Source organism: Fictibacillus sp. 23RED33, from assembly GCF_015903925.1.
GTDB classification, from domain to species: Bacteria; Bacillota; Bacilli; order Bacillales; family Fictibacillaceae; genus Fictibacillus; species Fictibacillus phosphorivorans.
The window spans coordinates 70205-82649 of record NZ_JACZDX010000001.1 but is presented as its reverse complement, the minus strand read 5'-3'; the positions used below and the strand labels follow the sequence as shown (position 1 = coordinate 82649).

Sequence of the window (12445 nt, the reverse complement as noted above, 5' to 3'; positions counted from 1 at the left end):
TGATTCACATGTGGAAAAAGAAATGGGCAGCCGGAACATTGGCAGCAATGTTAACGTTAGGTGGATTAACTGCTTGCGGTGACGGCGTTGACCAAGACAACGGTGTAGACGACGGCGAACAAAACGATGAGATGGATGAAAAAAATAAAGAAGAAGGATGATAAGCAGCCTTCTTAAAAATATCAAAAAAAAAGGAGCCCATTAGGCTCCTTTTAGCGTTTAACTTACTGCTCTTGTTTCCGTTTTTCCTTGTTGAAGCTGGTACATCTGGAAGTATCGTCCCTTTTCTTTCATCAGGTCTTCATGACTGCCACGTTCTACGATCACACCACGGTCGAGAACGAGAATTTGATCCGCACTCTTAATCGTAGAAAGTCTATGAGCAATAATGAAAGTGGTCCTTCCTCTCTTTAGGACATCTAGTGCCTCTTGAATCACAGCTTCTGTTTCTGTATCAATACTTGCCGTTGCTTCATCAAGTATTAAGATAGCTGGATTGTAAGCTAGCGCTCTTGCAAAAGAGATTAATTGTCTCTGACCGGATGAAAGGGTACTTCCTTTTTCAATAACCGGCTCATCTAATCCTTTAGGCAAGTTGTTGATAAATGGCATTGCGCCTACATCGGTGAGTGCCTTTTCAACTTGTTCCCGCGTGATCTCAGGATTATCCAAGCTCACGTTGGATGCAATCGTTCCTGTGAACAAGAAAGGATCTTGCAAGACGATACCCATATGCTGTCGAAGCTCCTGTTTAGATAGCTTCATAATGTCTTGGCCATCGATCATGATTTTTCCCTGTTTGATGTCATAGAATCGGAATAATAGATTCATGATAGAGCTTTTACCAGAACCAGTGTGACCGACAAGTGCCACCGTCTCACCTTGGTTTGCTTCGAAAGCTATATTTTTAAGGACTGGCTCCCCTTCTACATAACTGAACGTAACATCTTGAAACTCAACATTTCCTTTGTAACGTTCGATCTCTGTTTCCGTCACTTTCTGTCCTGGCTCATCCATCAGAACGAATACTCGCTCTGCAGATACTAGTGCCTGCTCAAGCTGTGCAAGCTGATTAACCATACCTGTTACCGGATGGAACATACGGTTTAAATAATCAACAAAGGCGTATAGCACACCGATCGAAATAACAGAACCTACACCGAGTGCCTGACCTGCAAAATGCCAGATGAATGCCATAAACGCAAGGTTCTTTAATAACAACACTAGGTTATGTCCCGTCATCGCGTTAAGACTTAACAGCTTGTTTTGAAAGGTGAAGTATTCTTTATTCATCTTTTCAAATTCTTCAGAAGTCTCTTTTTGGCGCTTAAATGCTTGAATGATTGTCATACCGTTGATCGATTCGTTTATCATTCCGTTAATATCACTAAGCGTAGAACGAATTCTATGATTGTATTTAGACGCGAATTTCCTGTATACGATGATCCAAACGACGAGGATCGGTACAAGAATCAAACAGATCGTTGCAAGCTTAGGATCAAGCAAGAACAACGCGATGAAAATTCCCGTCAGATAGATGATTCCTGTAAAAAAGTTAGCTAGTACGTTAATGAATAATTCCTTGATCGCTTCCGTATCATTCGTAATACGAGAAACGATTTTCCCAGCAGGCTGATTATCAAAATATGTGATCGCTACACGCTGAACGTGGGCGAATACATCTTGACGAATCTTCTTGATAACCAGATTTGACGAGCGCTGCAGCATATAGCGCTGACCATACTGAAAGAATGATGCAAAAACGAGAAGGCCCAAGTAAATCATAGTCAGTTTCATGATTCCCGCTATTTCTGGCTTATAAAAAGCAAATGTTTCACTCGTACTGAGTTTATCTGCCGAATAGGTTTCTGATTTTCCTTTAAAAGAAATCGTCACTTCTCCGTTACTCGCTTTTCGTTCCCCATCAAAAGATATTTTGTTTGGTACAACAAAATAGTCTCGTTTCACTTGTATAACTCGTATTTCTTTTCCTTTATCTTCTCCTGGATCAAAATGATCACTTCGTTTATACCAGTTTCCATCGTATTTCACTGCTGCTTTTTCTTCATTATCTACTTGATGCCACGGCCTTTCGATCCCAAGAATATGGTCATCGATCATCGTCTTTGCGATAAACGGTCCGGTCAGCTCCGCCCCAATGGCAACGGTCAGCATCAGAAGCCCGAGAATAAAGTTCTTTTTATAGTGAAGTGCGTATTGAAACAGGCGTTTTCCAACGTTCATGGCTACACCGCCTTATTATCATTTAAGTTTTGTTCGATCTGCTGACGTTCGTGCTGTTCTTTATACCAGCCATCTCTAGCTATTAAATCCTCATGTCTGCCTTCATCAACGATCGCTCCGTCATCAATAACGATGATCCAGTCTGCGTGTTCAACTGCAGACAGTCGGTGTGTTGTTATAAAAGTTGTTTTCCCAGCGCGTTCTTTACGGATGTTACCGATGATTGAAGTCTCCGTCTTCGCATCAACAGCAGAAAGCGCATCATCTAATATCAAAATTTCTGGATCCACACATAATGCTCGTGCAATAGACACACGCTGCTTCTGTCCTCCTGATAACGCCACACCTTTTTCACCTACGAGCGTGTTCAATCCTTCAGGAAGGTGCTGAACATCTTTTCTAAAGGACGCCATCTCCATAACATGATTCAATTTATCAACACCTGCCGTGCTATTCCCAAACAGGATATTTTCCTCCACCGTTTTGGAGAAAAGAATAGCATCCTGCGGTACGTATCCGATCCATCCTTGTAGATCTTCTAAAGCGATATCTTCAATGCCCACACCAGAGAACGAAATATTCCCTTTTCCAGCTGGATACTCTCTTAAAAGCTGTTTAAGAAGTGTTGTTTTTCCGCTTCCTGTTCGGCCAACGATCCCAAGCGTTGCTCCCTTTTCCACCTTAACGTTGATGTTTTTTAAGTTATCTGTTTCAGAAGAAGGATAACGGAATGTCACATCATCAAATGCTATTGTTCCTGGATCTTTTAATGGGACAAGGTCTTCTGCGTTTTTTACATCAGGTTCATAGCTAAGCGTTTCATTAACACGATCAAGTGATGCACTTCCACGTTCCATAATATTAATGAGCTCACCGATCGCGATCATCGGCCAGATCAGCATGCCTAAGTACACGTTGAACGTAACAAGCTCACCAAGTGTGATCGTCTTATGAAAGACCATGTATGCTCCATATCCTAAACCGATCAAATAACTCATTCCTACTAATACTTTTATCGTTGGCTCGAACAAGGCGTCAATTCTTGATACAGCCAAGTTCTTTTCAAATACATCTTCTGTTACCTTATTGAAGCGTGCTACATCTTCTTCTTCCTGAACATAAGCACGAATAACACGTACTCCTTGGATGCTTTCAAGAACTGAATCGTTCATTTCTCCAAAGGCATCTTGGGCAACGGTAAAACGCTGATGTACTTTTTTTCCGTATTTTTTAATAATAAACGCGATGATCGGCAGTGGAATAAGCGCTGCAAACGTCAATTTCCAACTGATCATGAATCCCATCACGAACAGGATCGTTAACATGAACAAACTCGAATCTACAAGTGTTAAAATTCCGAATCCTGCAGTCATAGAGATTGCTTTTAAATCGTTTGTAGCACGTGCCATCAGATCTCCTGTTCGATTTTTCTCAAAAAATGTAGGAGTCATCTTTAATAAGTGACGCATAAAACTTGATCGCATCGAACGCTCGATAATAAAAGCGCCTCCAAAAAGCTGATACATCCAGATGTACATCGTAATGTACATCGAAATTAGGACAGCTACAAAGATTCCAAGAGTCCGCATCATGTCTTCTTTTGTGATCGTGCCCATATGAATGGAGTCAATAATATTACCGATGAGTTTCGGTGGGATGATCTCAATGATCCCAACACCAGTCAGCAGCACTACCGCAACCGTGTAACGTATCCAATGTTTCTTAAAAAACCAAGCTAATTTTCCTAAAACTGAAAACATAATGTCTCTCCTCTCGATCTACCATCCTCTTAAACAGTTGTTTAACGAAGCTACCCAAAAAGTGTATGATCCTTGCGTTCTAGCCACACATGAAATGATTTTCTTTTCATTTTTTCTCCTCCTATTGTTTCGTGAATCTATTGCAAAAAGAAGATTGACTCTTCTGTGCAAACGAAAATAAAAAAACATACCATTCGAACTCGGTATGCTTAAAATCACAAAAAAACACACGTCACGACTGGGGTGACCTGCGTACAAATATGTATGTAGAAAAGGCAGATATATAGATTGATAATCCTAATACATCTCTTCCGGCAGGCCATGGTATGAAATTGTAGAGTCATCGTTGATTACAACAGTGACCGCAATTTGAGTAACAATCATTTCTTTCACCATGACACAACCATCCTTTCCATAATTTTGTAGTTTGTAACTTTGGTAATCTTAACACTATTCTAATAACTATGTCAATTGCTTTTGGATATGCTTAAAATTATTTAAAACGCTGTTAATTTTTGCTTTAGAAGAGTGCTTGAAGTGAGGTTGCCGCTTCAATCTACAGCGTTTTCATATGTACCTATCATTATTTACTTTCAATCCAGAAGTTTTCACTTTCAATCCACGAGTTTTCACACTTAATCCACGAGTTCATGCTCTCAATCCAAAAGTTATCCACGAGTCGACACCACTCGACAAACTCGTACACCATCGATTTTATAAAACAAACAAAAACCCGTCACTAAAAAAGTGACGGGCTTTCACACACATACAATTTATCCTAACTGACGCGTTAAGTTTGCCATTTCAATAGCTGACACAGCAGCTTCCCAGCCTTTGTTTCCTGCTTTCGTTCCTGCACGCTCAATCGCTTGTTCAATTGAATCCACTGTCAAAACGCCAAAGATTACAGGAACACCGCTCGTCATGGATGCTTGAGCGACTCCTTTCGCTGCCTCATTACATACGTAATCAAAGTGCGGAGTGGATCCGCGGATAACTGCTCCTAACGTAATCACAGCATCATAGTTACCGCTATCTGCCATCTTTTTAGCGATCAGCGGTATCTCAAACGCTCCAGGTACCCAAGCGATATCTACATCATCTTCAGAAATACCATGTCTCTTGAATGCATCTTGTGCACCTGAAACTAATTTATCTGAAATAAAGTCATTAAAACGTCCTGCTACGATACCTACTTTTAATCCTGTACCAACTAAATGTCCTTCAAATAATTTTGCCATGACTATTCCTCCTGATTTAAAAATGAAGCATATGCCCCAATTTGCTCTTTTTTGTTTTTAGATAATCTTCGTTGTTCTTGTTATGAGGCATCTGAAGCGCCACACGATCGGTCACTTCTAAGTCATACCCTTTTAATCCAGCAATCTTTCTTGGATTGTTTGTCAGCAGTTTCATCTTACTGATACCAAGGTCCTTTAAAATTTGAGCTCCTATGCCATAATCACGCAGATCTGGAGCGAACCCGAGCTGCTCATTTGCCTCAACCGTATCAAGACCCTCTTCTTGAAGTTTATAAGCTTTCATCTTATTGATGAGTCCGATGCCGCGTCCTTCTTGTCTCATGTACAGCAAAACGCCACGGCCTTCTTTTTCTATCTGTGAAAGAGCTGCGTGAAGCTGTGAACCACAATCACAACGAGCTGAACCAAATACATCACCTGTTAAGCACTCCGAATGAACGCGGACTAAAACTGGTTCTCCGGTTGCAACCTCACCTTTAACGAGTGCAACATGTTCTTTCTCATCTAATACATTCGAAAAACCGATCGCTTTAAAATCTCCAAACTCTGTAGGCAGATTAATCTCTACTTCACGCTTTACCATCTGCTCAGTTTTGTTTCGGTACGTAATGAGGTCTTTGATCGTGATTAGCTTCATATTATGTTGTTTCGCAAGCTCGACTAGTTCAGGAACACGAGCCATCGTTCCGTCTTCTTTCATAATTTCACAGATAACACCAGCCGATTTGCTGCCTGCCATTTGTGCAAGATCGATGGCTGCTTCCGTATGGCCTGCTCTTCGCAACACACCACCGTTTTTTCCGATCAACGGAAAAATATGACCAGGTCGTTTGAAATCAGAAGGTAGGGAATCTGCATTCACAAGCTCACGTACTGTAGACGCTCTCTCTTGAGCCGAAATACCTGTTGTTGTTGAAATATGATCGACGCTTATCGTAAAAGCCGTGCCATGCGAATCTGTGTTGGCTACTACCATCGGTGAAAGATCAAGCTTTAACGCAATTTCTTCTGAGATCGGTGTACACACTAAACCTCTGCCATGTGTCACCATAAAATTAATGGTTTCAGGAGTTATACCTTCTGCGAGTGCTACAAAGTCACCCTCGTTTTCACGATCTTCGTCATCTACTACGATCACAATTTTTCCTTCTTTAAGATCTGCCACTGCTTCTTCTATGGAGTGAAACATGAACTCTCCTCCTAAAATCCGTGCTCTTGTAAGAAATCAAGAGACAGCTTCGACTTTTGTGTAGTTTCTTCTTTCGGCGACAACATATTGTGTACATACTTTGCGAGCATGTCGCATTCGATATTCACGATGTCACCCGTTCCTTTCGACCCTAAGATCGTGTGTTCTGCTGTATGAGGAATCAATGAAACAGTAATTGTACTTTCGGTCACTTCAAAAATAGTGAGACTCGTTCCATCTACACATACAGAGCCTTTCAACATAAAATAACGCATCAGATGGTCAGGTAACACTATCGTATAATAAATGGCATTTCTCTCTGGACGCTTTTCAATGATTGTTCCTGTCCCATCCACATGCCCGGAAACAAAATGTCCACCGAACCGGCCACCAGCAGCCATCGCTCGTTCAAGATTGACCAAATCACGGTTGTTTAACAATCTCAATGTGGATGAACGAAACGTCTCTGGCATAACATCTACCGTGAACTCTCTTTTACTAAAAGAAGTTACGGTTAGACAAACACCGTTAACTGCGATACTGTCTCCAAGGTTTACATCTTTTAATACTTCTTGGGCTGTAACAGTAAGAACAATCGTTTCGTTGCCTTTAGAAATTGATTTTATCGTACCTTTTTCTTCGATAATGCCTGTAAACAAAAAGCTTTCCCTCCCCTCGTATGACGTAAGTATCATCGTAAATATGCATAAGCAGGAGTCCTTTTTTTCTTAATACAAATAACCCCGGAAACAGATTGCTTCCGGGGTTTTAAATGTTAAGAATATAACGAAATAAACCTTTAAATATACCTATTTCAAACACAGGTATTCTAAAAGTGTTCACGTTCCTTCTCCCATCCAGACTATACTGTCGGCTTCGGAATTGCACCGAATCCACCGTTTCTGCTACATGCAAAACCGGGTCACGGACTGAGAGGCTGAAGCCTCATCACCGCCGGTTGGGAATTTCACCCGACCCCGAAGGACTTATTTACTTATGTTCATTATAAGTAAACAGCAGCGTGAATTCAAACGTGATCACTTTTATTGGCCAATAATTAATTTTTCTTTCGGGTAATGAATGTGCTCTGTAACCACTTTTCCTCGGATAATGAACAAGAATGAAAGTACGCCAATTCTTCCAATAAACATCAGAAGCATTAAGATCACTTTACCTGTTGAGCTCAACTGACCTGTAATTCCAGTGGAAAGCCCTGTAGTTCCGAAAGCTGAACATACCTCAAAGAATAAGTACTCGATCGGCATAGGGTCAGTAATCGCTAAGATAATAGTGGATGTCGTACAGAGCACCATCGCAACGATAATAACAATAAACGACTTGTGTATATCTTCAGGGTATATCTCACGCTTAAAGATTTTTATCGTGTTTCTACCCTTCGCATAAAAGAGGATTGCTAATAATGCTACAGCAAAAGTCGTCGTACGAATCCCCCCTCCTACTGAGCTTGGAGAAGCACCAATAAACATCATGACTCCTAAGAAGAGAAGGGTTGGTACTGTGAATTCAGAGACGTCCATCGTGGATAGGCCTCCACTTCGGGTGGTAACAGACTGAAACAATGAATAAAAGATTGTTTCATGCCAAGACTTACCTTCGAAGAATGCATTCATCTCTAGTACATAAATCCCTATGGCTCCTGTAATAACTAATAATGCAAATGTAGTTGTTGTAACTTTCGTAAAAAGAGTGAACGTATAACGCTCTAAATACTTACGCTCTTTAATAAAGTTATTGATCTCTACTAATACGGGAAATCCGATAGCACCGGATGTAATCAAAAACATCGTAACGATCTGAACGAGATAATCATGACGAAACGGGATCAATGAACTTCCCGTTATATCAAAACCTGCATTCGTCGTTGCTGTAACTGCTGCGAAGAATGCGTGATAGAGCACTTCTATTTCTGTATCATAATAAGGCTGAAACAAGATAAAGAACAATACTGTTCCTACGATTTCAATTCCAATAATGAGTGTTAGTATTTGCTTCATCAACTGAACAAGCCCAGCAAGTGTAGATTGATTCTGGTCTGTCATAATCAATTGACGCTCTCTCATCCCAATACGTTTACCGATTAAAAGCCAAATGGCTGTACCGAGCGTCATAACGCCGATCCCACCAATCTGCACGATGATGGCAAGAAGGACGACTCCAACTTGATTAAACGTTTCTGAGATATTAACAGAAGTTAGACCTGTTACACTAACTGCACTCACGGCGGTAAACAGGGCATCGATAAATTTCAACTCTACTCCTTCGTTATGACCGACCGGCAAGCTTAAAAGAATAGTCGCTACTAAAACGGACAATAAATAAAAGATGACGATTAGCTGAACGGAAGTAAGAAATGATTTTTTTTGTTGTGAAGTTGCTGTATTTTTAAACATATATTTTCACCTGTCGAAAGGATTTTTCTGTAACCTTCTGAAATCTTAACAATAGCATTTCCATTTAACAAGGTGAAATTGAACATTTGCTAAAAAAAGACTGTTAATCTTCTAAGTTACATTCTTCATCAGCCATTCTCTTTTCAATAAGCCTCATTAATTCAGCGGGGTTATCTACTTTAATAACTACCCTTGTCACGTTCTTCTTAAATCCATATATGATATCTGACCTTACAGGTTTTTTCAACAGCAACTCAATATTCGGTTTTTCCGGAATAAAATCACTTACTCGGGCTTCAAACGTATACTTCATTTCTGCTGCACTCAACTCATCTGGTCCTTCATACGTTTTCCATTCTTGGATGTATTTAAACGGCAGATCAAGGCTTTTAATAAATCCTATATTCAATATCAACGATTGATTTGTAACGATTATAGGGACTTTTTTTACAGCTTGCATCTGACTGATGAGAAAAAGAATAGAGTAGATGTTTATAAATAATAGAATCAAAGAGACTGTATGGTTCCATTGACTGAAGAAATAATGAAGACCGATCGATTCGATGATAAGCGCGTGGATCAACATGAGCTGGAGAGCTACATAACTTGTATTCTTATGGAGAGTAAATGTTTGTCCATTCATCATAGGTGCTTTTCGCCAGGAAAAGAAAGCATAATAGAACATCGTAACTTCACTGACGAGAGAATCGATCAAGCGACTTTGTGCAAAATGAAGATTTACAGCGAGTTTGATTTTCAATAAAAACGGTAGATCAACAGCTAAGTCACGGTACGACTTCTTTACTTTAGGTAACTTTCTGCACACGATAAATAGTAAATAAAGCTCAATAGAGATAAAACCCGCTTCTAAAAGAAGTATAGCTTTCGGAATAAATGATACAGATTTCAACAGATCATCTGGAATTATAAATGAAGCGAAAGCATAACTCACTAATGCGACAAGCAGTGTCAGCTTCCATGAGTATCTTTTACGAATAATAAAGTAATAGGTAAGTAAAGGAATAACGAGAAGAAAATCAAACATAGAGCCAATGAGCACAGAAGTAGGTATGGGTTGGAAATAAGTTGTCTGATAAAGAATTACATTGCTGCCAATGACCAATAAGCTAAGAAATAGATAAGGTATCCACCTGATCGGCCTGTTCATGGTTTCAATCATAAAATCCCTCCTCACTTCCATTATACAATAAATACCATTGCTTTCTTCCTTTGCATGATTTTGTCACAAAAGGTACAAAAAAAGGACCCTACACCTCAAACGGTGGATGGTCCTCTTTCGTGTGATTTAGCTTTTCTTTAACTGGAATAAAAACAAGCAGACATAAACATAAAGCGACTAGTTCTAGTGAAAGGATATACCACGGATACGGTCCTAAGTAATCTAGAAGCGAAGCATTCGTTGGTTTCTCTAGCAAGAACATATAGTTTGCATCAATAGTCACATCTACAACATAGACACCTATAGCATAAATGTTCAGCCATAAGAATGACTGAAAAAGAAGATGCCAGCTAATGGTATAAGATCTTACAATCGCATAGTATAGAGCTGTCCAAACAATAAAAGCATGAGCCATAAAATATTGGATGAATCGAAAATGCCAAGGCTCTTGAAATAACTCTGGTGTAAGTAATCCTTGTATGGCACCTGTTAAACCAAAAAGGTAGACAAAAGCAAAAAGTCTCCGATTATCCGTTAAGAGTAACAACACGGACAACAGAATGTTAAAACTACATAGCTGCAAAGGAAGGAAAATATGAAGGTCCCATAAGTCATTATGAACGGCCCATATGTGATATGAACTTTCTGAGACTACAAGCCCTGTGATCAAGACTTTCTTCCATAATTGCATCTTCCTCATACGTATCCGATAGCGGTACATACCAATACTCACAAAAAGGATTAACATTAATAAAAGCACATGCTCCCATTGGAACATCCTAAAACCAGAAGCTCCTGCACCAAACCAATTTTCCATTGAACCCCTCCACCTTCTACCTACTATTATTCAAAAATCTTCGTGCACTTTCCTTTGTATACTTTTAAATTTTATTGCTTAGCGTAACAGTGTTATGTTACATTACTAATAAGGAGGTTAATCATGGAAAATCTAATCTCAAAGAAAGATCTATTAGAAGAAGCAAATATATCTTACGGCCAGCTATACAGATGGAAAAGAAAGAACTTGATTCCTGAAAACTGGTTCATTCGAAAATCTACCTTTACAGGCCAAGAAACATTCTTTCCTAAAGATGATATATTGCTGCGCATTGAAAAAATTAAAACTTTAAAAGATGATTTATCACTCGATGAACTTGCTGATATGTTCTCTCCTTCCCCGACACTCACTTCATTATCAGCAGAAGAGCTCACCAAACGTAACATTGTTTCTCATACAGCAGTAGAGATGTATAACAACTTTCATGGTCCTACTCATTCGTTTTCATTTAATCAGTTATTAACTTTATATGTATTGAATTCATTGCTGCAAACGGGCGATGTAAATCGAACAGAAGGCGTAGACCTGTTGAAGCTTTTTGATGAACATGCACAGAGCACAAAGAACAGCGAAAGTGAATTAATCTTTATTAGAAAAATGGGCGTTTCATTTTTTATCCTCACACCAGAACCGGCCAACCTTCTATTAGAGCCTCAAGCAAAGAAAATCGCTCACTATAAACTGAGTCAGTGCATGGAAGAACTAAAACTTAAGCTTTCTTAATAATTGGAGGAGGAATAGCAATGGAACGAACTCAGTTAAAGAATATTAGTATTTCCGGATCAGGAACTTCTTCTGGTGGCGAGTTTCATCAAGTAAAGGTTAACGGAAGTGCACATATATATGGCGATCTCATATGTGAAGAGTTTAAATGCAACGGAAGTGCACATTTAGAGGGAAACATTACTACTGATACGGCCAAAATCAATGGATCAACCCATTTCGAAGGCGATGTAGAAGTGAAGGAAATGACGATTAACGGTAGCACAGACATCGATGGTCACCTTCTTTGCGACGAATTAAAGGTTCAAGGCTCCTCTTCTATTAAGGGGGATGTAAAAGGAAAAGAAATCATCGTTCGCGGCTCTGCCTCTGTACAAGGAAATGTATCAAGCGACGAAGTAGACGTAAAAGGACAAATTAAAATAAAGGGAGATTGTGAAGCTGAATCTTTTGAAGCACGCGGCAATTTTAAAATAGATGGTCTCTTAAATGCAGGGACGATCGACGTAGAACTGCTACGTCATTGTGAAGCTAAAGAAATTGGCGGCGAGAACATCACAGTTAAAAAGACCCGGGATGCATCTGGCTTTAAAAAGCTGATTAAATTTTTTATGAGCAACCACACGGATCAACTAACGGCAGAAGTGATCGAAGGCGACTACTTATATCTTGAACACACACACGCTGAAGTAGTACGCGGAAACACGATAGAAATCGGTCCCGGCAGTAATATAAAAAGAATTGAATATAAAACAAGTTTAGAAATTGATCAAAATGCCAAAGTGGAAACTCAGGAAAAGATTTAATCATGACTCTCTCGTTCAATATGTAAAAGCTA

Annotated in this window: 11 protein-coding genes and 1 riboswitch; of the genes, 3 read left to right on the top strand and 8 right to left on the bottom strand. The window is 39.6% G+C overall.

The window, feature by feature from the left end; all coding sequences use genetic code 11:
* The first annotated feature begins 8 nt into the window (after positions 1–8).
* Positions 9–161 carry a hypothetical protein gene (locus tag IHV09_RS00485; protein ID WP_197128254.1) on the top strand — a complete coding sequence of 51 codons (153 nt, stop codon included), beginning with the start codon at positions 9–11 and terminating at the stop codon, positions 159–161.
* Between the two features lie 58 nt (positions 162–219).
* On the opposite strand, the gene IHV09_RS00480 is transcribed toward IHV09_RS00485, so the two are convergent.
* The 8 genes from IHV09_RS00480 to IHV09_RS00445 form a co-directional block, all read right to left on the bottom strand.
* Positions 220–2244, bottom strand: coding sequence for an ABC transporter ATP-binding protein (locus IHV09_RS00480; RefSeq protein WP_197126839.1), 2025 nt, complete (start codon positions 2242–2244; stop codon positions 220–222).
* Between the two features lie 2 nt (positions 2245–2246).
* Positions 2247–4004: an ABC transporter ATP-binding protein gene (locus IHV09_RS00475; RefSeq protein WP_197263367.1), complete on the bottom strand. Its 1758-nt coding sequence runs from the start codon at positions 4002–4004 to the stop codon at positions 2247–2249.
* A gap of 773 nt (positions 4005–4777) precedes the next feature.
* Positions 4778–5245: a 6,7-dimethyl-8-ribityllumazine synthase gene (gene ribH / locus IHV09_RS00470; RefSeq protein ID WP_066239884.1), complete on the bottom strand. Its 468-nt coding sequence runs from the start codon at positions 5243–5245 to the stop codon at positions 4778–4780.
* Between the two features lie 16 nt (positions 5246–5261).
* Positions 5262–6455 (bottom strand): bifunctional 3,4-dihydroxy-2-butanone-4-phosphate synthase/GTP cyclohydrolase II, encoded by a 1194-nt coding sequence (locus IHV09_RS00465; protein ID WP_197126837.1) that lies wholly within the window; start codon positions 6453–6455, stop codon positions 5262–5264.
* Positions 6456–6466: 11 nt separating this feature from the next.
* Positions 6467–7114, bottom strand: a complete 648-nt coding sequence (gene ribE, locus IHV09_RS00460) for a riboflavin synthase (protein ID WP_197126836.1) — start codon at positions 7112–7114, stop codon at positions 6467–6469.
* A 182-nt stretch (positions 7115–7296) separates the two neighbouring features.
* Positions 7297–7444, bottom strand: a riboswitch (FMN riboswitch).
* Positions 7445–7498: 54 nt separating this feature from the next.
* Positions 7499–8866 (bottom strand): TrkH family potassium uptake protein, encoded by a 1368-nt coding sequence (locus IHV09_RS00455; protein WP_197126835.1) that lies wholly within the window; start codon positions 8864–8866, stop codon positions 7499–7501.
* A 103-nt stretch (positions 8867–8969) separates the two neighbouring features.
* Positions 8970–10046 carry a hypothetical protein gene (locus IHV09_RS00450; protein ID WP_197263366.1) on the bottom strand — a complete coding sequence of 359 codons (1077 nt, stop codon included), beginning with the start codon at positions 10044–10046 and terminating at the stop codon, positions 8970–8972.
* Between the two features lie 88 nt (positions 10047–10134).
* Positions 10135–10863 (bottom strand): TIGR02206 family membrane protein, encoded by a 729-nt coding sequence (locus tag IHV09_RS00445; protein ID WP_197263365.1) that lies wholly within the window; start codon positions 10861–10863, stop codon positions 10135–10137.
* A 123-nt stretch (positions 10864–10986) separates the two neighbouring features.
* Here IHV09_RS00445 and IHV09_RS00440 point away from each other — a divergent pair, with 123 nt between their 5' ends.
* On the top strand, positions 10987–11607 hold the full coding sequence (locus tag IHV09_RS00440; RefSeq protein ID WP_231618089.1) for a YhbD family protein: 621 nt from the start codon (positions 10987–10989) through the stop codon (positions 11605–11607).
* A gap of 20 nt (positions 11608–11627) precedes the next feature.
* Positions 11628–12413 (top strand): polymer-forming cytoskeletal protein, encoded by a 786-nt coding sequence (locus IHV09_RS00435; RefSeq protein WP_197263364.1) that lies wholly within the window; start codon positions 11628–11630, stop codon positions 12411–12413.
* Positions 12414–12445: the final 32 nt, after the last annotated feature.